This is a genomic window from Polyangium fumosum (assembly GCF_005144585.1).
In the GTDB taxonomy this organism is placed as follows: domain Bacteria; phylum Myxococcota_A; class Polyangia; order Polyangiales; family Polyangiaceae; genus Polyangium; species Polyangium fumosum.
Window position 1 is genome coordinate 38,324 of the sequence record NZ_SSMQ01000058.1, and the last position, 20,924, is coordinate 59,247.

At 68.2% G+C, this 20,924-nt stretch carries 16 protein-coding genes and 2 tRNA genes; 8 read left to right on the forward strand and 10 right to left on the reverse strand.

Features of this window, described 5'->3' with window-relative positions:
- Positions 1-90 precede the first annotated feature (90 nt).
- Positions 91-2,346, forward strand: a complete 2,256-nt coding sequence (locus tag E8A74_RS38415) for a TonB-dependent receptor family protein (RefSeq protein WP_136934079.1) — start codon at positions 91-93, stop codon at positions 2,344-2,346.
- Between the two features lie 48 nt (positions 2,347-2,394).
- Here E8A74_RS38415 and E8A74_RS53220 read toward each other — a convergent pair whose 3' ends face one another.
- From E8A74_RS53220 to E8A74_RS38440, 5 genes are all read right to left on the reverse strand, one after another.
- Complete coding sequence (locus E8A74_RS53220) at positions 2,395-3,711, reverse strand: hypothetical protein (RefSeq protein ID WP_170229695.1); 1,317 nt, start codon at positions 3,709-3,711, stop codon at positions 2,395-2,397.
- Positions 3,712-3,905: 194 nt separating this feature from the next.
- Positions 3,906-6,221, reverse strand: a complete 2,316-nt coding sequence (locus tag E8A74_RS38425; protein ID WP_136934080.1) for an ATP-binding protein — start codon at positions 6,219-6,221, stop codon at positions 3,906-3,908.
- 93 nt (positions 6,222-6,314) lie between these two features.
- The gene (locus tag E8A74_RS38430; RefSeq protein WP_136934081.1) at positions 6,315-7,223 is read right to left on the reverse strand and encodes a universal stress protein; all 909 of its coding nucleotides are present in this window, start codon (positions 7,221-7,223) and stop codon (positions 6,315-6,317) included.
- Positions 7,220-10,063, reverse strand: coding sequence for a glycoside hydrolase family 65 protein (locus E8A74_RS38435; protein WP_136934082.1), 2,844 nt, complete (start codon positions 10,061-10,063; stop codon positions 7,220-7,222). Before E8A74_RS38435 ends, E8A74_RS38430 begins: the two co-directional genes overlap by 4 nt.
- Before the next feature lie 130 nt (positions 10,064-10,193).
- Positions 10,194-10,589, reverse strand: a complete 396-nt coding sequence (locus tag E8A74_RS38440; RefSeq protein WP_232379934.1) for a response regulator — start codon at positions 10,587-10,589, stop codon at positions 10,194-10,196.
- A 257-nt stretch (positions 10,590-10,846) separates the two neighbouring features.
- Here E8A74_RS38440 and E8A74_RS38445 point away from each other — a divergent pair, with 257 nt between their 5' ends.
- Complete coding sequence (locus tag E8A74_RS38445; RefSeq protein ID WP_136934084.1) at positions 10,847-11,506, forward strand: response regulator; 660 nt, start codon at positions 10,847-10,849, stop codon at positions 11,504-11,506.
- A gap of 70 nt (positions 11,507-11,576) precedes the next feature.
- Here E8A74_RS38445 and E8A74_RS38450 read toward each other — a convergent pair whose 3' ends face one another.
- Positions 11,577-12,065, reverse strand: coding sequence for a pentapeptide repeat-containing protein (locus E8A74_RS38450; protein WP_136934085.1), 489 nt, complete (start codon positions 12,063-12,065; stop codon positions 11,577-11,579).
- Between the two features lie 62 nt (positions 12,066-12,127).
- Between E8A74_RS38450 and E8A74_RS38455 the strand changes: the two genes are divergently transcribed.
- From E8A74_RS38455 to E8A74_RS38465, 3 genes are all read left to right on the forward strand, one after another.
- A complete protein-coding gene (locus E8A74_RS38455; protein WP_136934086.1) occupies positions 12,128-12,964 on the forward strand; it encodes an alpha/beta fold hydrolase in 837 nt (278 codons plus the stop codon).
- A 42-nt stretch (positions 12,965-13,006) separates the two neighbouring features.
- Positions 13,007-13,792 carry an exodeoxyribonuclease III gene (xth, locus tag E8A74_RS38460; protein WP_136934087.1) on the forward strand — a complete coding sequence of 262 codons (786 nt, stop codon included), beginning with the start codon at positions 13,007-13,009 and terminating at the stop codon, positions 13,790-13,792.
- 119 nt (positions 13,793-13,911) lie between these two features.
- Complete coding sequence (locus E8A74_RS38465; RefSeq protein WP_136934088.1) at positions 13,912-14,352, forward strand: hypothetical protein; 441 nt, start codon at positions 13,912-13,914, stop codon at positions 14,350-14,352.
- Positions 14,353-14,356: 4 nt separating this feature from the next.
- Here E8A74_RS38465 and E8A74_RS38470 read toward each other — a convergent pair whose 3' ends face one another.
- Complete coding sequence (locus E8A74_RS38470) at positions 14,357-15,394, reverse strand: penicillin-insensitive murein endopeptidase (protein WP_136934089.1); 1,038 nt, start codon at positions 15,392-15,394, stop codon at positions 14,357-14,359.
- A 199-nt stretch (positions 15,395-15,593) separates the two neighbouring features.
- On the opposite strand from E8A74_RS38470, the gene E8A74_RS38475 reads away from it, so the two are divergent.
- Positions 15,594-15,667, forward strand: a tRNA-Arg gene (locus E8A74_RS38475).
- 66 nt (positions 15,668-15,733) lie between these two features.
- Positions 15,734-15,806 (forward strand) — tRNA-Lys (locus E8A74_RS38480).
- A gap of 86 nt (positions 15,807-15,892) precedes the next feature.
- Here the strand turns inward: E8A74_RS38480 and E8A74_RS38485 are convergent.
- From E8A74_RS38485 to abc-f, 3 genes are all read right to left on the reverse strand, one after another.
- On the reverse strand, positions 15,893-16,597 hold the full coding sequence (locus tag E8A74_RS38485) for a hypothetical protein (RefSeq protein WP_136934090.1): 705 nt from the start codon (positions 16,595-16,597) through the stop codon (positions 15,893-15,895).
- Between the two features lie 195 nt (positions 16,598-16,792).
- Entirely contained in the window at positions 16,793-18,193 is a 1,401-nt protein-coding gene (locus tag E8A74_RS38490; RefSeq protein ID WP_136934091.1) for a hypothetical protein, read from the reverse strand.
- A gap of 59 nt (positions 18,194-18,252) precedes the next feature.
- Positions 18,253-20,184, reverse strand: a complete 1,932-nt coding sequence (gene abc-f, locus E8A74_RS38495; RefSeq protein ID WP_136934092.1) for a ribosomal protection-like ABC-F family protein — start codon at positions 20,182-20,184, stop codon at positions 18,253-18,255.
- Positions 20,185-20,226: 42 nt separating this feature from the next.
- On the opposite strand from abc-f, the gene E8A74_RS38500 reads away from it, so the two are divergent.
- Positions 20,227-20,835 carry a hypothetical protein gene (locus tag E8A74_RS38500; RefSeq protein ID WP_136934093.1) on the forward strand — a complete coding sequence of 203 codons (609 nt, stop codon included), beginning with the start codon at positions 20,227-20,229 and terminating at the stop codon, positions 20,833-20,835.
- Positions 20,836-20,924 lie beyond the last annotated feature (89 nt).

The following is a 20,924-nucleotide window of genomic DNA, read 5'->3' on the forward strand; positions in this document are numbered from 1 at the left end:
ACACGCCTCTGCGAGCCGAAATCCAGCATCGCATCCTGTTGACTTTCAATTTCAACAACAGTACAGGGCATTTTCTTCCACGAGAACCGCATGCGCCCTCGCACCCTGCTCGGCTCGTTTTTGCTGCTCGCCTGCGCGACCCCGGCCTTCGCCGACGAGGCCAAACCCGCGCCCCCCGCCCCGGACGCCCCGCCAAACGAGGCGCCCGCGAAGGCCGACGCCGCGAAGGACGCGGCCCCCGCGCCGCCGAAAGAAGGCGAAACCGCGGCCGAGGGGCAGGCCAAGCCGCCCCCGCCCGAGGTGATCGAGGTGAGCGTGCTCGGCCGGAGCGACGACGCGCTCCAGAAGGTCCCGGGCTCGGGCACGTTGATCGGCGCGAAGGAGATCCGCCGCGCGATGCCCGCGGAGACGGGCGAGATCCTGCGGCGCGTGCCGGGGCTCGTCGTGCGCCCCGAGGAGGGCCTCGGCCTGCGCCTCAACGTCGGCATGCGTGGCCTCGATCCGACGCGCAGCCGTCAGGTGCTCATCCTCGAAGACGGCATGCCCGTCGCGATCAACCCGTACGGCGAGCCAGATCTCTACTACTCGACGCCCGTCGAGCGCATCCGCGCGGTCGAGGTCGTGAAGGGCTCGGGCAGCATTTTATTCGGACCTCAAACCATTGGCGGGGTCGTCAACTTCCTCACGGCGCTGCCCCCGGACAAACCCGAGTGGTCGCTCGAAGCGCAGGCCGGGCAGCGCAACTACTTCAAGCTCTCGGGTCTCTACGGCGGTACGGCCGGCGACGCGCGGTACGTGCTGCAATTGACGCGCAAGCAAGGCGACGGCTTCCGCGGGATCGAGTTTCACGCGACGGATTTCCTCGGCAAGATCGCGTTCCCGACCTCGCCGCGCGGCGAGGCCACGTTCAAGATCGCGGTGTACGACGAGTTCTCGCGCTCGACGTACGTGGGCCTGACGCGTCGGATGTTCGAGCTCGACCCGCGCATGCCGTCGATCGCGCCGCACGACGGGTTCAACGTGCGCCGCTACGACGCCTCGCTCACCCACGAGTACCGCATCAGCGAGGCGACGCGGCTGCGCACGTTCATTTACGGCTACATCACGGATCGCGTCTGGCGCCGGCAGAACTACGACCGCGAGGCCCGGCCGGACGTCACCTACGAGCGGGTCGTCGGCGATTCGTCGGTCTCGGGCGCCGCGATCTATTTCCGCAATACCTCGATGGTCCGGGATCGCGAATACGAGGTCCTCGGCATCGAGCCGCGCGTCGAGCACCGCTTCGAGACGGGCCGGGTGCGCCACACGATCACGGCCGGCATGCGCGGGCACATCGAGACCGCCGACCGAAAACAATTCCAGGGCGACATCATCGACACGGGGGCCGGGAACGTCCAGGACCGGGAGCACCACCGCACGTTCGCGTTCGCCGCGTACGCCCAGGACCGCCTCGCGTTCCGGGACGATCTGCTGGTCACGCCCGGCGTCCGCGTCGAATACGCGGCGAACCTGCGCAACGTGGATCGAACGTCGGAGAGCGGCACGGCGAAGGACGTGAACAACCGCGGCACGAGTGATTCGGTCGCGGTGATGCCCGGCATCGGAATGGTGTACGGCACGCCGAAGCTGAATTTCTTCGGCGGCGTGCACGTCGGGTATGCGCCGCCGCGCGTGTCGGCCGCGATCTCCCCCGGCGGCCAGGACACGCAGCTCGACGCCGAGGAGAGCACGAACTATGAAATCGGCATGCGCCTCGCGCGGCCGAAATGGATTCGCGCCGAGGTCACGGGGTTCGTCATGAGCTTCCGCAACCAGATCGTCACGGGCACGGAGGCGAGCGGGTCCCAGAGCGAGCTCGCGAATGGCGGACGAACGCTGCATCGAGGCGTCGAGGCCCAGGTCACGTTCGGCGTCGGCCAGGCGCTTCATCTGCCGCTGACGGTCGACGTGACGGGGCGATATACGTTTTCCGTGGCCACGTTCCGCGGCGGCCCCTTCGACGGCAATCGATTGCCATATGCGCCGCTCCACACGGCGAGCGCGACGCTCGACGTCGAGCACCGCATCGGGATCGGGGCGCAGGTCGCGTGGAGCTACCTGAGTGATCAATTCGCCGACGAATACAACACGGTGCTCGTGGACCCGACGGGCCGCCTGGGGCTCGTGCCGTCGTACCACCTCGTCGACGTGGCTTTGCGGTATCGCCACGCGAAGACGGGGCTCGGCGCGCTCCTCACGATGAAGAACGCGCTCGATCAGGTGTTCGTGGCGACGAGGTTGCCCGACGGCATTCAAACGGGAGGATTCCGTCAGATCAACGTCGGGCTGCGGTGGGATCACCGATAGCCCGCACCACCGGCCCCTCGCGGGAGAGGGGTGTGTCCGGTCAAACGCTCATTTGGGGACCGGCGGGATCGGCACCGTGCCGACGGTGGTGCCGGCCTCGGCGCTCCACTGCCAGTTGTCGATGACGGCCGTCGAGTCGAGGGAGCCGTCGCCCGAGTCGTAGGCGCCCCAGCGAATGCGAATGGTGCTTCCCGGCGTGACGGGCGCCTGCGTCTTCAGCCAGCTCGTCGCCGCGTGGTCCTCGAAGCCGGTGCCAAGGAGCTCCGCCGTGCCGAGCGGGCACGCGAAACTCTTGCCGCCCGCAGTGCAGGGCGGGCCGCCCGAGCAGCCGCACACGTTCATGAACGCGTTGTTCACGCTGATGGGATTGCCCTGCATGTCGAACGAGATCTGCCCGTCGGTCTGGCCTGCCGGGATCGGCGAGAGGATCGCGACGAAGAAGTCGTTGTACTGGCTGCAAATGAAGACCGGCCACTCGTACGTGTAGAAGTTGAAGTCGAACGAAAAGCCCTTCGCGTTCTGCGGCACGCGAATCTCGAGTTCGACCGCCGTGGCGTCCTTGGGAACACCCGTGACCTTGCCCGGGCACGCCGGCGACTCCTTCGGGAAGCCCTGGGGATGGCCGCTGTTGTAGCCTTTGCTGAATCCACTCGGGCTCTGGTAGCCCGGGTCCGTCGGCTGTCGCGCCGCGCCGCTCGAAACGCTGAAGATCTTGTTGCCCGCGCGCGGCGTGACGTTCGGGCCGAAGCCGCTGAGGATGCCGTGGCCGAGGTGGTAGTTCGCGTTGCTCGTGGCCGGGCTGCCGTCGGCCATGACCCATTGCGCGCTGACGACGCCCCAATCGTTGCCGCCCGGCGTCGCGATTTTGCAGAGCTCCACCGCGCGCGCCGCGTCGAATGCATCCATGCTGTCGACCGCGAGGGCCCCGTCGCAGGTCTCGACCGGCTCGTCGACCACCATGTTGCAGTTCTCGTCCGACGGCTTGTACTCGGGGTTCATCACGTCGCCGATGACCTCGACCGAGTTCGGGCTGACGTTGGGGTCGCAATCGTTGCAGTCGCCCTGCGCCTCGCTGAACCCGTCGCCGTCGTCGTCCACGTTGACGTCGGTATCGCAGACAGGGGCGCCGCCTCCGCCGCCGCCCGAGCCGACGAACGTGCCGCCGACGCCGTCGGGGTTCGAGCCGGCGGTGCCGCCCTGCCCGATGCCGCCCATGCCGCCGTTCGCGCTCCCGCCCGTCCAGTCCTCGCCCCCGGAACCCCCGTCTCCAAAGACGTTTCGGCCGCCCGTGGCCGTGCACGCGACGCCCAGCACGGTGCTGCCTGCAAGGCCGACGAGCCCGATCCACTTCACCAAGTTCCGCATGGCCACTCCTTGAAAAGCTGATCCGCGTCGAGACCCCGGGCCCCGAGGAACAAGGGGGCCGCGCGGCCGCGAGCAGTCTACAGGCAAGGTGCGTCCGTCGTGCAGCAAGAAATCCGCGAAGAGACGCAAAGAACGAGGCCCGTCGTCCGGACGATCGCTGGACCTCCAACGGTCGTCTGCCTGCCCTCCCGCGGCTAACGTGTCCGCGCGGTCTCCATCATCGCACGCCAAAAGCGCTCGAGCCGGTGTTCGATCGCGCCGAACACCGTGCCCGCAGGGTAATGGCCGGTGTCGTCCGCGATACCTGCGGGCGAGCCTGTGAGCAGCTCGATACCTTCTTCCACCGCAGAAACCACGTGAACGTGGAATTGTTTACGCTCGATAGCTTCGACCACATCGCTGCGCAACATCAGCGCATGCTGATTCGTGGCCGGGATCAGGACGCCCTGGTTGCCCGTGAGGCCTTTGGCCGCACAAAGATCGTAAAATGCCTCGATTTTTTCATTGAGGCCGCCCACGGGCAAGACGCCGCCTTGTTGATCGACGCTGCCCGTCACGGCGAGGTCCTGCCGGAGCGCATACCCGGAGAGCGCCGAGAGCAGCGCGTAAAGCTCGCTCGACGAGGCGCTGTCGCCGTCGATTGCCTCGTACGTCTGCTCGAAGACGAGCGAGGCGCCGAACGAGAGGGGGCGGAGCTGCGCGAACCGGAGCGACAAGAAGCCCGACAAGACGAGCACGCCCTTCGCGTGGATGGGGCCGCTCATTTCGACCTCGCGCGCGATGTTCACGGGCCCCTCGGTGCCCGGATACACGACGGCCGTGACGCGGCACGGCCGGCCAAATGTGACCGGTCCGTCGCTCAAGACCGAGATCGCGTTGACCTGGCCGACGCGCCGGCCCGTCACCTCGATGCGGATCGTGCCGTCGGCGAGCAGTTCGTGGACCTGGTCGCGGAAATGATCGCTGCGCCTGCGCGCCGCCGCGAGCGCGCCGACGATCTCGGCGCCGTCGATGACGCGTTTGTCCTTTCGCGCCGCGCGGTAGCTCGCCTCCGTCGCGACCTCCGCGAGCAGGCCGAGCTGCGCCGTGACCTTGCGCTGGCTTTCGGCGAAGCGGCCGCCGTAGAAGAAGAGCTCGGCGACGGCGTCGGCCGTGAGCGGCAAGAGGCGCCGCTCGCGCACGATGTCCGCGAGGAACGAGGGGTACGTCGCGAGCGCCGCCCCGAGCGGCATCGTGCCCTCGAAGCGCGCCTGCACCTTGAAGAGCTGGGAAAACTCGGGGTCGGCCTCGTGCAGGTCCTGGTAGAGGTCGGGGCTCGCGATGAGCACGACCTTCAGGTCGAGGTGCATCGGCGGGAACATGAGCTCCTCGCTCGTGCCGCGGTAATACGTGGGGTTGTGCTCGGGGACGATGAACTTGCTCGCGAGCAAGCACGCCTTGAGCTGCTCGTAGAGCGCCTCGTTCTTGAGCAGCGCGTTCGCCGGCAGGATCAAAAATCCCCCGTTCGCCAGGTGCAGCGCGCCCGCCACGGCGAACCCCGGCTCCGGCGGCGTGCCCGTGTCGGGCGGGGCGTAGCTCCGGCCGAAGAGCGCAGACAAGGTCGGGTAGGGGACCTCCACGACCGGCGCGCCCGACCCAGGCTTGTGCTCGGTGAGCAACGTCGGCACCACGATGCCCCGCACGAGCACCGGCTGTTCGTCGTTGCCGGGTTCGTCCACGAGCAGGCGCGTCTCGCGCGTGACGAGCGTCTCCACCTCGCCGAGGAACGCGAGCAGCTCCTCCCGGCCCTCGAAGCGGGCGCGCACCGGCGAGAAGCACGCCTTCACCGCGTCGCCGAGGAGCTGCTTCGTCGTCGCGCGGAGCTCCGAATCGGCCTCGTCCTGCACCTCGGCGAGCCGCTCCTCGAAGGCCTCGATCGCCGTCGTGATCAGCCGGATCGACTCGCTCGGCGGGTTCTCGTCGACGAGCGGTGTCACCTGGAACTCGCGCCCCGCGCGCACCACATCGAGCCCGAGCCCCTTCGCCTGCGTGCGGAGCTCCTCTTCGAGCCGCGACTCCTCCGCCTCCACGCGCCGCTGTCCCCGCGCCCGCGCTTGTTTCCACCGCTCGCCTTCCGTCGCGCCGTGGATCGACTCCAGGAGCTTTGCGTAAAGCTCCTCCATCGCCTCCGTGAACGGCCGACCCTCGCCCGCGGGGAGCGTCAGCACGGTCGGCTCGCTCGGGCGCCGCGGGTTCGGCAGGAGCAACATGTCGTCCGGGGTGGACAGCGTCGCCGCGAGTCGCCGCGCCACCTGACGCGCGCAGAAGGTCCGTCCGCAGCCGGGCGGACCCACGACGACCACGTGAAACCGGGACTGTCGGATATCCAGCCCAAACGAAAGCGCTGCGAGCGCGCGCTCCTGCGCCGCGATGCCCGAGACGGGCTCCACCTCATCGGTCGTCTGGAAAGACAACTCCGCGGGATCAATACGTTTCAGGCACTCCGCTGCGGTCAGCTCACGTGCGGGCATATCTCCGGAAGATACCACCCGACCCCGCCCCCCGCCCGGCCCTCCTCGCGATGAGGCGCCGACGTCCTCGGCGGCGGGACGCTCGACATCCCGTCAGCCGCAACGCAGCACGAGCACGGGGCACGTCGCCTTACGCAGGACACGCTCGAAGACCGCCCCGTGCTCCTCGCTGCGGAGCCCATGCCACACGAGCACGGTGAGATCCGCGGCGAGGACGTCGGCGAAGCGGAGGATCTCGTCCGCGGGGTCGCCGGCGCCGAGGAAAAAGCGCGTCGGCACGTCCTCGGGGCAGTGGCCGATGGTCTTCGCGAAGCGGTGCACGAACTCGGCCGAGAACGCGGGCCACTCGTGATGCGGCTGGTCCACGTACTGCGGCGCGCCCATCGCGCCCGGCTCCAGGTGGGGGCCGTGTTGCGCCTCGCCCACGAGCACGAGGTCGAGCGACGCGCCCGCCCGCCGCGCGAGGGCTCCCGCCGGCTCGAGCGCGCTCGCCGTGCTCGGCGTCCCGTCGAGGGGCACGAGGATCCGCGCGAGCGAGAGCCTCTCCTCCGGCCTCACCACGATCACCGGCGCGTGCGACCGCTCGAGCGTGTGCGCCGCGAGGTCGCCGATCCCGAGCCCACCCTGCCGGCCGCGCTCGGCCCCCACGATCACGAACGCCGTCGGGTGGGCCTCCGTGAAGGCCACGATCCGCTCCACGGGCTCGCCCACCTCCACGTCGAGCACCACGCCGTCGAGCGCGTGCGTGGGCAGCCCGAGGAGCCTCGACAGATCGCCCGGCGCGACCTTCGTGTCCGCCACGAAGATCCCGTGCAGCGGCTCGTGCAGCGTCCTCGCCACGAGCTGGCCCATCGCGATCGCCGCCGCAGCCGCGGCCGTGTCCGCGCCGTTCAGGGCCACGAGCACCCGTTGCCTCTTCGGCCGCGCCTCGCTGCGCGGTCCTTCCTCGGCGCCTCGATCGACGCCGTGGGACGTCCTCTCCGCGACATCCGCCGGCTTCATGGCTCGATCTCCTCCCACGCCAAATACCTATCGTCCTTGCGCCGCGCCACGTAGGCCCGTCCCGGGTCGGCGCGCGTCGTGTGCCTCGCGCCCGCCTCGCCGCAGACGACGAGCCCGATCGGCGCAGCGCCCTCGACCACGTGCACCTCGACTGCGCCCGGCAGCGCGTGCACCCGCAGCGAGCGGCCGCGGAGCTGCATCGGCAAGGACACGCGCCGCATGCCCGGCAGGAGCGTCGGCTCGACGATCAGCGTCTCCGGGTCCTCGGGCGTGGTCCGCAGGCCCGCCACGCCGAAGGCGACGGCTTGCCACAGGCTCCCGAGCCCCGCTGCGTGCACGCCGCCCGCGGCGTTGCCCATGTTGTTGCCGAGATCGATCGACGCCGTCTGCTCGAGGTACCGCGTGGCCGTCGCGAGCAGCCCGAGCCGCGCCGCCACGAGCGCGTGGATCCCCGGCGAGAGCGAGCTGCCGTGCGCGGTGCGGGGCTCGTAATAGAGAAAGTTCTTCCGCCGCGCATCGGGCGAGAACTCGTCCCACAAGAGCGCGAGGAGCTGCACGACGTCCGCTTGCTTCACGACCTGCGAGCTCCGCGTCCGCTCCCGTCCGAGCAGCACGTCGATCGGCACCGTGCGCGGCGAGTACGCGGCCACGTCCACGTACGCGAGATCAAAAAATCCCTTGTGCTGTTCGAGCAGCCCGGTGCGTGGATCCTCGCCCAGGTACATCCGCGCGGCGATCTCCTCCCAGCGCGAGATCTCCTCCGGCGTGACCCCGAGCGCCGCTGCCTTCGCGCGCCCCACGCCCCGCGCGATCGCCACGGCGTACCGCAGGTTCTGCCGCGCCATCCAGTTCGTGAAGGCGTTGTCGTCCACGCTCTCGTGGTACTCGTCGGGCCCGATCACCCGGTCGATGTGGAACTTGCCGTCGGCTTTGACGGCGCCGCGGCTCACCCAGAAGCGCGCCGTCTCCACGAGGATCTCCGCGCCCTCCTCGCGCAGGATCCGCTCGTCGCCCGTGCTCTGCGCGTAGGCCCAGATCGCGTAGGCCACGTCGGCGCTGATGTGGTGCTCCTCCAGCCCCGACAGGATCGGCACGATCTCGCCGATCGGGCTCCGCACGAACTCCGGCGTCGTCTCGTCCCCCGTGTCCGCCGACTCCCACGCGTACAGCGCGCCCTCGTAGCCGAGCTTCTTCGCCTTGCGCCGTGCTCCATCGAGCGTGAGGTGCCGGTAGAGCAGGAGCGTCCGCGCCGCCTCGGGCCACGTGTGCACGTAAAACGGCACCATGAAGATCTCCGTGTCCCAGAAGACGTGACCGCGGTACGCCTCGCCCGAGAGCGCGCGCGCGCCGATCGAGCAGCGCGGATCGTGCGGCTGCACCGTCGCGATCAGGTGGTAGAGCGCGAACCGGAGCGCCCGCTCGATCCACGGCATGCCGTCGATCTCCACGTCCGACTGCCTCCACCGCGTCTGCCACGCCGCCACGTGCTCCCCGAGCAGCGCGCCGAACGACGTCGCCGCCGCTTCCCGTTCGAGCAACTCGACCCGCTGCACCGGCACCGTTCCGTCACGGGACGTGAACAGACCGACGACACGATGGAGCACGCTCGGCTCGCCGAGCCGGACGTGCAGCGTGCACCGCTCCATCGCCGACACGGGCCCGATCTCCCGCTCGCAGCGCATCTCCAGCGATCCCGGATCGGCCGCCGTCGTGTGCGACGCGAGCGCGAGCTCGAGCCCCCCGTGGGTCTCGCCCACGAGGATCGGCCCCACGAGCCCCTGGCGCGGCGCGAACCCGGCCCAGTGCGACGAGCCGCTCCCGCTCTTCACGTCGCCCGACAGCACCGCGTCGACGACCACCATGCCCGAGAAATTCTGCGGCGTGATCTCCACCGCCTCCAGCAGCAGGTGCCGGTTCGCGAGCGACGCGAGGTGCGCCGTCCGGATCCGCGTCGCGTGCCCGCCCGGCCCCGTCCCGAGCCCTTCGCGCAGCAGGAGCCCGCGCCGCAGGTCGAGCGTCCGGTGGTGCCGCTCCATCGCTGTCGTCTCCACCGCGAAGGGCTCGCCCTCCACCGTGAACCTGAGCCGCCCCCAGTCCGGCGCGATCACGAGCTCCGGCACCGGCGACACGTCCGACGATGGCTCGAACGCGCCCGCGAGGAACGTCGCCGGCCGCGACACGCTGCTGCCCTCCGCGAGCGACCCGCGCATCCCGAGGTAGCCGTTCGCGATCGTCAGCAGCGACTCGATCTCGTGCTCGCGCGCCACGTCGAAGCCGCTCTCCACCACGCCCCACGTGGGGTCTCGTGACGGCGCGAACGGCCCCATCTGCGCTTCCAGCGCGAGCTGCTGCTCCAGGATGTCCGCGAGCCCTGCGGGCCCGAACGCCTCGCCCACGACGAGCACGTCCTCGGGCTCGATCCCGAACGGCCGCGCGAGCTCGCCCATCATGAACGAAAGCACGTCCTCGTGGTCTGCCGTGGGGGCGATCTCGACGGGCCTGCCGCGGTGGTCGAACCCGAACATGTGCGCGCCGCCGTCCGCCGCGACGTACAGCCGTTTCCTTGGCTCTTCCGCGATCGACGCCTCGACCGCTGGCAAGAGCGCGCCGAGGCTCGCCTCCGTCACGATCGCCACCCGCGCGCCTCGTTCGAGCAGCGCTTCTACGAGGCCGATTGCCCGCGTCGACTCGGGCGCTTGTGCCGACGCGCCTCGCGGGTCCCAGGTTAGCACGAACAGCCGAAAGAGGTGATCGAGCTCGGGCAGGGCGGACGTCGTGACGAACCCGGACGAGCGACCGGGCGTAGGCTCTCGGATCTCGGCGGCAGCGGTGGACGTCATGGGCCTCGTCCATCGAGCGAGGACCGTGCCGTCTCCGCGCCCCCGGGCGTATCCCCGAATCCGTGCAGCTCCGTGGCATTTGCATCCCTTGCGCACGGAGCACGAAACGGGCGGGCGTGCGGGACGCCGTTCAGGCGGCCAGCCGCGAAAGCTCGTCGAGCAGTTTTTCAAGATCGAACGGCTTTCGGATCATCGCGCGCACCCGGCGAACGGGCACATCGAGCCGTGACTCGTTCATCGCGGAGAGCACCATCACGGGGACGTCGATTCCTGCGCGATCGAGCGCGGCGAGGAACGCGTCGCCTTTCATCTCGGGCATCAAGTAATCGAGGAGAATCACATCGGGCCGGGCGCCTGCTTCCAACCGCGCGAGCGCTGCGCTCGCCACGGTGTGGGCTTCTACGTCGTAGCCTTCTTCCCGCAGCAGATCGGAAAGCGCTTCGACCAGGGCATCATCGTCATCCACGATGAAAACCGAGGGCCCGGATTTTTTGTCGCAGGGGCTACCGGGCGGCGCGGCCGGCACGTTCGGGCTCGGGCTCATGGGCCCCTTCCATCGAGCAGGTTCCCCGCGTCGTCGAGCCTCCGGACCCCTTGCCGCCGCTGGCCGATCGATTCATACGTTGTGAACGGCTGGCTCGACTTTGTGGGCCCGTTTGTCCAGGTAGAAATCGAGTTGGGGTAGGGACTTTCCGTAGGGCGTGTTCCGCGTGCGCCCGACCACAGCCGCACTTGACGCGCGAGTCAGGCTGAGGCCCAATTCGATGAAGGGCGGTCCTTGTCATGTCGGACACGAATAACAGCATCCGCGTTTACCTCATCGATGATCATCCCGTGTTGCGGGAGGGTTTTGCCAAAGCGTTGGAGGCAGAGCCGGGGATGACCGTCGTCGGGCAAGCGGGCACGGCGGCCGATGCGCTTCGGGAAGTGCAGTCGATCAAGCCCGAGGTCGTGCTGGTCGACTTGAACATTCCCGATCGCGACGGCATCGAGCTCCTCGCGGCCCTTCGCGTCCAGGTGCCTTCTGCGAAGCTGCTCGTGCTGAGCTGCTACGACGACGAATTCCGCGTCGCCGAGGCGCTGCGCGCCGGGGCGCAGGGCTACCTCGTCAAGACCAGCGAGCTCGCTGAAGTCATCGACGGCATTCGGCGCATCGCGAGCGGCGGCGCGCCGCTGAGCCAGCGCATCGCGGGCGCTGTCGTCCGCGCGATGCGCAAACCTGCGCCCGAGGGCACGGGCGGCCTCGACGCGCTCACGCCGCGCGAGCGCCAGGTCTTGCGCCTCCTCGCGGCGGGCATCTCCACCCGCGAGACGGCTGCGCGGCTCACGATCAGCCCGAAGACCGTCGAGACCCACCGCGTGCGGATCTACGCGAAGCTCGGCTGCAAGAGCGCCGTCGAGCTCACGCGCATCGCGGTCCGCACCGGCCTCATCGAGGCCTGACGCCTCGCTCCGCGGGCCCGATCCCCGGGTCGATCCATCGGAAAAACCGAAGATCCTTTCGACGCTCCGATCAGGTGTCGCCGTCGCGCGGCGCACCAGATCGTTTGTGCTGCAACAACAAATCGATTCGAACTCCATCGATCGTGAGGCCCTCGATCGCGCAGTTCGTGATCGTCACGCCCGCGAGGTTCACGTCGTCGAGCGATGACCCCTCTAACGAAGCGTTGTGAATCTTCGCCTGCGCGAACGTCACGTCGTCGAACGTCGCGGACTCGAACGACACGTTCTTCATGCTCGCCCGCGCAAAGCTCGCGTCGTCGAGCCTCGTGTCCTCGAACGACGCGTTGTGGATCGTCGCCTTGGAAAAACTCACGTCGTCGAACGACGCGCCTTCGAACGTCGTGTCGTGCACCTTCGCGTCGGCCATCGTGACGTCGTCGAGTTCGATTTTTTCGAACGACGCGTGCGAAACCTTCGTCGGCAACGTCGGTGTGTTTCCGGACTTGGCTCCGGTCGTCCTCGCAGGGCCGGTGGGCTTCGATCGCGCCTTCTTCTTCATGCGTACATGCTACCCCTCTTCGCCGACTCGGGCTTCCCCCGTGCGGTCACATCCAGGACGCCATGCACGAGCCTGCCACGCTTCCCCATCACGCCATCGTCACCGCGCCCGGAGCTTCGCCTTCGCGCTGCATGCTCGTGCTGCACGGTATCTTTGGCTCCGGCGGCAACTTCCGGACGTTCACGCGCGCGCTTGCGACGGCCTGCCCCGATTGGACCTTCGTGCTCGTCGACCTTCGCGCGCACGGCCTCTCCACCTCGCTCCCACCTCCCCACACGCTCGCGGCCGCGGCGGACGATCTCGTTCGGCTCGGCGCTGCGCTCCCGCTCGACGTGCGCGGCGTGATGGGCCACTCCTTCGGCGGAAAGGTCGCGCTCGCGTACGCCGATCGCAGGCGCGGCGAGCTCGATCAGCTCTGGGTCCTCGACTCGACGCCGAGCGCGCGTCCTTCGGGCATGGACCGTGTCGGCGCGGCGAAGATCCTCGCCATGCTCGAATCCTTCCCCGCCGAGCTTCCGTCCCGCGAGCGATTCCTCGAGCTCGTCACCTCGCACGGCGTCTCGCGCGCCGAGGCCGACTGGCTCGCGATGAACGTCCGCCGCGAGGGCGACGCCTTCCGCTTCCGCCTCGACCTCGCCGCGATCCGCGACCTGCTCGCCGACTACTTCGCCCAGGACCTCTGGCCGGTCCTCGAGCGGCCCGACGGCCGTCGGCGCACCGGGTTCGTCATCGGCGGCCGTTCCGACACGGTCAGCGCCGACGATCGGACGCGCCTCGCCTCGCTCGCTGCCAAGGATCCGACGCTCAGCGTTCACATCCTCCCGGACGCCGCTCACTGGGTGCACGTCGACGACCCCGAGGGCCTCCTTCGCATCCTTGGCGCGGCCCTCGGCGGCTGAGGACTTTGCGCGAGGGTTTTTCCGGGCTACGGAGGGGAGGCCATGCGAATCGCCTCCTGGAACGTGAACTCGATCCGTGCCCGCCTCGAACATCTCCGCACCTTCCTCGGCAGTGCGAGCCCGGACGTCCTCTGCATGCAGGAGACCAAGGTCGAGGATGACAAATTCCCCGAGGAGGCCCTCGGCGACGCGGGCTATCGCGTCGTCCATTTCGGCCAGAAGACCTACAACGGCGTCGCCATCGCCGCGCGGTACGGCCTCGGCATCGAGGACGTGAAGAAGAACCTCGACGGCGACGAGGACGACGCCCCGCGCAGGTTCCTCGCCGCCACGATCGAGGGCGTCCGTATCGTCAACGTCTACGTGCCCAATGGCCAGGCCGTCGGCACCAAGCCTTTCGCCTACAAGCTCGCCTGGTTCGAGCGGCTCGGGCTCGACCTCGCCACGCACCACAAGCCCGACGAGCCCTTGCTCGTCTGCGGCGACTTCAACGTCGCGCCGACGGACCTCGACGTCTACGAGCCCAAGCGCTGGGAGGGGCAGGTCCTCTGCCATCCGGACGAGCGCGCCGCCCTCGGGCGCCTTCTCTCCTGGGGCCTCGTCGACGCCCTGCGCGAGCGCCGCCCCGAGGAGAAGATCTACTCCTGGTGGGACTACCGCATGGGCGCTTACCGCAAGAACCATGGCTTGCGCATCGACCTTGCCCTCGTCACGCCGCCGCTCCTCGCGCGCACGAAGGACGTCTGGGTCGACCGCAGCGTCCGTGAGCTCGAGCGGCCCAGCGACCACGCCCCCGTCCTGATCGACATCGGCGAAAGTCAAGCCTGACTTCGGACAATCCCCGTCCGATCGGACCAAAAACGACCGCCCTCAGATCGGACATACCCTGTCCGATCTGCCCCCATTTCGCCTCCGATCGAACCGTTCGATTTGCTAGTTTTCTCCGCGTGATGCGGCTCAACCTGGATGGTTATTCGCTCGACCTTCCCCCCGAATGGTCGGGTCTCGAAGACGTGACCTATTCCGATCCGAGCACCCTGCCTCCGGTCGCGCTCGCGGCTGAAGGAGGCACGGGCCGGCTCATGGTGGCCGAGATGCTCTTCGACGACGACGACGAGCAACCCGGCGGCGAGCCCGAAGAGCTCGAAGCCCTCGCGCGCGCCTGGGGCAAACGCCGCAGGCTCGAACCCCTGGAGATGGGCACCCACGAGCGGCCCGACGGCGTCGTCGCCACGGCCACCTACCTCGTGCGCGGCTGCTTCGTGCAGATCTGGTTCCTCTCGAACGGCGACCGCGTCGTGCAGGCGAGCTACGTCTGCCCCTGGGACGAACGTGACAACGAGGAGGCCGATCGCGAGGCGATCGTGCGCTCTCTCCGCTGGTCGTGAAGCGTTAGCGGCCGGGCGCGCCGCCCTCGTCTTTGTCGGCCTTCGTGGCCACGGGCGGGGGCGGCGCCGCTTCCTTGGCTTCATTGCCTTCCTTCGCTTTGCCTGCCTCTTCCTTCGGCGCAGCTTCCTTCGACGCAGCTTCCTTCGACGCCGCTTCCCCCTTCGCGTCCTTGCTCGCCGCGCTCACCGCGCTCACCGCGCTCACCGCGCTTCCCCCGCCGCCACGCAGGTACGACTCCTCCACGCACGTCGGCCGCATCTTCTCGGGACAGGCGATCCGCACGTGGAAGTGATCGTCGTGCACGTCCGCGTCCGCGGGGCTCATCAGCGCCGCTGCCGCCTTCGTGTAGAGATCCTTCGGCACGTTTTTCTTCGCCGCGTACTTGAGCAGCCGCGTGCGCAGGCCTGCTGACACGAACAGGTACCGCACGTCGGTCTTCGTGTCGGTGAGCAGCGCCTCGACGAACGCCCAGTTGCGCTCGTCGTCGAAGCGCACGACCTCGCCGCCGCGGGCGCGCCCGTCGCTGCCGAACGCCACGAACCGGTGCGGGTTCACGTGTTTGCCCTTCTCGCTCACCATGTAGAAGCCGACGTCCGCGTCGCGCCCCGACTGATGCGAGTTGTGCCCGAAGAGCGCCCCGCCGCTCTTCGCCGACAGGTCGCCCACGTACAGCACCGACCCCTTATGCTTCCCGCTCACCTTGGCCGCTGCGCGCCGGAGCACCCGCACGAGGTCGGGCAGCGCGTACGCGTGCCCGCCGCCGCGCACCTCGACCGACTTGCTCGACGCGAGCTTCTCGCCCCCGTACAGCCTGCCCTTGTTCGGCGCGCCCGCCGACAGCGCGCCTTTGGGCTTCCGTTCCTTCTCCGCGCCCTTCTTCGGCTCGCTCTTGTCCTTCTTGCCCTTGTCCTTGTCCTTGTCCTTCGAGGGCTCGGACTTCGCCGCCTTGGCGCCTGGCGCGGCCTCGGCGGCGCGCGGGCCTGTGGCGACGAGCGCGAGGCCGAGGAGGAGGGGCGCGGCGATCCGGGCGAGCAGGCGCATGATGCCGCGGACGTTAGCGCGCTCGTGGCGCGCGGGGGAGGGGATGCGAGCGACCGATCGTGGGGTTTTGCGCGACCGACCTCAGCCACATCGAGACCATGAGCTGGCCCACAAGAAAAAAGAATGCATTCAGGTGCTTGACATGGGCCATGGGGACGGGTAGAAGCCTCGTCGCGTCCCACCCGAGGGCGGCGCGGATGCGCCCGTAGCTCAGCTGGATAGAGCGTCGGACTTCGAATCCGAAAGTCGCCCGTTCGAATCGGGCCGGGCGTACCGGGTTCCGAGTCGACTCTACCCAGGGGAGCTCGGGAGGCCGTTGAAAATCGAAGCAGCAAAACCGGGCCATTAGCTCAATTGGTAGAGCAGTGGACTCTTAATCCATTGGCTGAAGGTTCAAGTCCTTCATGGCCCACCCGGTTCCAGAACGAAAAGGCCGGTACGCTCCCCGCGTGCCGGCCTTTCGGTTTTTGTCCTCCGAGGCCGCGCTTCCCCCCGACCTCACCGGTTCCTTCGTCGCCCCACCTTCTGCGCGCGCCGCCGCGCCTTCTTCTTGTTCCGCTCGACGCGGGACGGCGCCGTCGGAAGTCGCGGAGCCGCCTCCCGTCGCGCGCGCTCTCGGATCGCGTAGAGCAGCGCTACCGGATCGAACAACGGCCCCTCGTCGTCGTCCTCCTCCCACGCATCGAACTCTTCACTCGACCGCAGCACGTGCGTGAGCGCGAGCGCCATTCCCTTGTCGAGCACCTCCACACATTCCTTTGCGTGGGGCAGCCCGAGCTCGCGGTCTGCGAACGCGAAGAACGCCCGTAGGGTCGACACGAACATCGGCGCGAGGTCCGAAGGCAGCACCGACTCCATCGCGGGCACGCCGTCGAGCAGCGCTGCCACGAGGTCCTCCGGCACGAGCCTCGTCAGCACCACGTCCTGTTCGAGGCGCAGGATCCGCAGCACTGCCCTTGCACAGAGCCCCTTCGGATCCTTCACGCGAAGCGCTGCCGCCTCCGGCGACGCACCGAACCGCAAGCAGAGCGCGTCCTCGATCGTCGTCGCCTCCTCGTCGAGGATCCGCCCGTCCGCCGACACCATCCGCTCGTCCAGCGCGCGGCGCTCCGAGCCTTCCGGGAAGTCCTCCGCCCACCTGGCGTCGCGCGTGGCCTCGTACGTCGTGGGGTTCGTCCGGTCCGACCGTTCTGTGTGTTCCACGTAAAACCTCCACGCCTGCTTTACGCGAACCGAGGTAGTTTGTCTACGGAACCATAGACAAACCGTCTTCGCGGCCGGCAGCGAGCGAGGGGGAGGGCGGTCGGGCGTGGGGGGGGAGGGAGGATCGGGGCCGCGGCAGGGCGGCCCCGGAGCCGGAGGGCGCTCGTCAGGGACCGACGGAGAAGGAGCCGTCGCTCAGAACCACTGGCCGACGAGCTTTTTCTTGCGCTCGAGGCTCCTCAGGTGGTGGAGCTCCAGCTCCCAGAGCTCCGTCTCCTTGATCACCGCCTTCGTGTCCGTGGGCTTCTTCTTCTCGTGCTTCTTCACGAACGCGTAGCCCGTGAGTTTGTCGCCGACCTGGATCGTCACGCCCTCGGGCATCTCCCCGAGCGTGATCCGCATCGTCCGCTCGCGCGTGTGCTTGCCGGTCTTGCAGATCTCGCGGTAGACGATCCGCCCATCCCGAATGCTGTGGATCCGGTTCGTCTCCACGCAATCGTAGGGGTACTCGCTCGTGTAGCTGTACGCCATTTCGAGCTCGGTCTTCCCGCCGTTCTGCGTGATTTTCTTCACCTCGTCGGTCTCCGAGACATAACCGAGCTTCGCGTGCCCGGGCATCTCCTTTTTGCCCTCCGCGATGTCCTGGATGTACACCTTGTCGATTGAGGCCGGACGCGCCTCGTCGGCGAACTTCTTCGACTCCTTGTCGCGGAGCCCGTCGAGCTTCTTCCGTGCCTCCTCGGAGAAGAGAGGCTTCACGTACTTGGCGCCGTGCTCCGTGTACGAGTTGCTGAACAAGGACGCCCCGCCCGAGGATGCGTGGAAGCAATACAGGTCCCGCTCCGTCGTGGCGTCGAGCCGGGCGCGGATCTCGGCATTGCTCGACCCGGGGCCCTCGATCGCGTACAGGTAATCACGATCCGTGGCCTCGTATGCCCGCTTGATCGCGATGCGCAGGTCCCTTCGAAATCCGACGTACGCCAGGAGCTTGTCGGCGTATTCATTGGTCTTCGGCGCCGCCTCGTCGGCCGTCTTCTGCAGGCCGAGCAGCGCGCCGATGCGCCCGTACGGGTTCGGGATCTTCGACGCATCCGCGATCTCCGTCGCCCACTTCGCGTCGAGCGCCCGCGCCTCCTTGTCGATCGCGGCGTAGTCCGCGTGGCACTTCGCCAGCCACGTCTTGCGCATGGCCGCCACGATCAGCGCCTGGTACGTGATGTCCGCCGTGTTGGAGTGCTCGTCTTCCGACAGCTTGTCCCACTCCGTGAGCCACGTCGGATCCGGGTTCTTCAGCGTCCGGCGCGGGTTGAACTGGTAGACGTACGTCTGCTTGTCCTGGTACTCCTTCACGCCCGCTTGTTTCTTGAAATCGTTCACGCACTTGTGGAGCTCGCAGGACGTGTGATTCCACGACTTGAACGTCGCGAGCACCGCCTTGCCCACCTCCTCCTCGTCGTACGGCAACATGCCGAACGGCCCCACCTGCGCGGGCCCTGACGACTCCCCCGACAGGCCCGGGATGTTCGTTTGAAGGTTGACGAGACCACATCCGGAGGCGAGCAGCCCGGCGACAAACAAAATCGCGTAGTTTCTCATTGTTCCAGTCGCCAGCTACCACGCGACCGCGAGGGTTGGCAACCTCATCGCGTAGCGGCTTACGCGCCTTCGGCGAGCTCCTTCTCGATGGCCTCCCACTCCCCCATCAAGGCCTCGATCTTCGTATCGAGCTCCTTTTGCTGCCGATCCAGCGCCGCCACGTCCTCTTTGCTCGTCCGCTCGAAAAACCCCGGCTCGCAGTAGCGCGACTCCAGTTCCCGTTTCTGCGACTCGGCCGCCTCGATCGCCGCCACCACCTTGTCCCGCCGCCCCGGCAGCTCCTTCAATCGATTGCGCTTCTTCTTTTGCTCCTCCCACGCCGAGCCCGTCACCTGCGCGGCCGGCTCTTGCGCCTTCGCTGCGGTCTTCGCGGCCTTGTCCTTCTGGACCACGGCCTCCGCGTCGAGATGATCGTCCCCGCAGCGCGCGAGGTATTCCTCGAACGTCCCCTGGAAATCGTTCCGGCCGCTGGGCAGCACCTCCAGGATGCGCGTCGCGATCTTCGAGACGAACCAGCGGTCGTGCGACACCAGGATCAGCGTCCCCTCGTAGGCCACGAGCGCCTCCGCGAGCGCCTCGATCGCCTCCACGTCGAGGTGGTTCGTCGGCTCGTCCAGCAAAAGCACGTTCGGCTCCTCCACGAGGATCCGGCAAAACATGAGCCGCGCCGCTTCTCCGCCGGACAGGAGCCCCACCTTCTTGTTCACGTCGTCGCCCGAGAACAGCATCCGCCCGAGCCGCCCCCGCACCGCGCTCTCCGGCTCCGTCGGGCACGCCGCTTTCATGATCCCGAGCGGCGTCGCCTCCGGGTCGTCGAGGATCTCCCTGTGATCCTGGGCGAAATACCCCACCCGCGCCTCGTGCCCCCAGCGCACCGTGCCCGCGTCCTTTTCGAGCTGCTCCGCGAGGATCTTGAGCAGCGTCGACTTACCGATCCCGTTCGGCCCGATCACAGCCACCCGCTCGCCCCGCCGCACGGCCAGCGACACCGCGGTGAGCACCTTCTTCTCCCCGTACGACTTGTGGATCCCCACGACCTCCAGCACGTCCCGCCCGCTCGGCCGCGCGATCGGCAGCTTGAACACCGGCGTCCGCCGCGAGCTCTCCTCCAGCTCCGGCACCTCGATCTTCTCGATCTGCTTCAGCCGGCTCTGCGCCTGCTTCGCCTTCGTCGCCTTGTACCGGAACCGGTCCACGTACGACTGCTTGTGCGCGATCACCTCCTCGATCCGCTCGACCTCCGCTTGCTGCCGCTCCCGCTCGGCGCGTTTCTCCTTCACGAACGCCGTGTAATTGCCGTGGTAGAGCGTCACCGTGCCGTAATCGATGTCGAGGATGTGCGTCGCCACGTTGTCGAGGAAGCGCTGGTCGTGGGAGATCACGAGCACCGAGCCCTCGTGCGCTTGCAGGAATTTTTCGAGCCAGCGGATCGTCAGGATGTCGAGGTGGTTCGTCGGCTCGTCGAGCAGGAGCACGTCCGGCCCGCCCACGAGCACCTGCGCGAGCAAGACGCGCAGCTTGAAGCCCCCGGAGAGCGTCGCGAGCGGCCGCTCGTGCGCCTCCATCGGGATCCCGAGCCCCACGAGGATCGACGTCGCCCGCGCCTTCAGCGTGTAGCCGTCGTAGGCCCGGATCACGTCGGCCAGCTCCGCGAGCCGCTGCGCGTCGCCGGCCCCGTCCTCCACGATCCGCGTCTCCTCTTCGAGCGCGTCCCACACGATCCGGTCGCCCATCATCGCGAGGTCGAGGATCCGCGCCTCGTCCTCCAGGAACCGGTCCTGCCGCAGCACGCCCATCCGGGCGCCCTGGGGGATGTTGAAGCTCCCTTCGGTCGGCGCCTCGTCGCCGGCCAGGATCTCGAGCAGCGTCGTCTTGCCGGACCCGTTGGCGCCGACGAGCCCGTAGCGGCTCTGGCGGTTGAGCTTCAGCGACACCTCCTCGAAGAGGGTCCGGTCGCCGTACGATTTGCCCAGGTTCGACGTGACGATCATCGCGGGGACGGTGGTATATCCTCCCGCAACTGAGGAGGCCACGTGCGCTTTCGAGAGCTCATCCAAGATTCCAGCGCCACCATCGACGCCATCGCCAGCTACCTCGACGGGCTCTCCGCCGAAGACAGGCTCCACGAGACCCGCACCCTCTCGCGTGACGAGCAACGCAAGCTCTACCAGAGGGCCGAGAAGGCGCCCCCCATCACGCTCGAGCACTTCGTCCCGGCGGACATCGCCAAGCTCGCGCCGGTCCACCACGACGGCCGCAACACGCTCCCCTTGCCGTCGAGCCTCAAGCTCTTCCAGAAGCGGTTTTGCCGACCCGAGGACGGCTCCGAGCGCCTCTTCGGGTACAACCAGTCGCCGTTCCTCGGCACCGTGGGCCCGGGTTTCTTCGTCGCCATCCCGACGAAAGGCCGCCCGGAGTGGGAGGCACGTGGCCAGATCGTGATCGATTACTTCCAGGTCCCCGACGGCCCCGTCGCGGCGGGCTGGCCCAAGGTCATCCCGAACTCCAAGGGCCTCCAGACCTTCGTCTACAACGGCACGCGCGACTACATGCGCAAGGTCTCGACGCACGTCTCGATCGGCGCGGCCTACAAGGGCGAAAAGGCCCTCGACCACTACTTCATTCTCTGCCGCGACCGCTAGAAGTGGTCTCATAAACCTACTCGCGCCCCGAATCGTCGGTCGGCCTCGCTCGAAATCCGCGTAGGATTCCTCGCTTCGCCCTCCCTAGC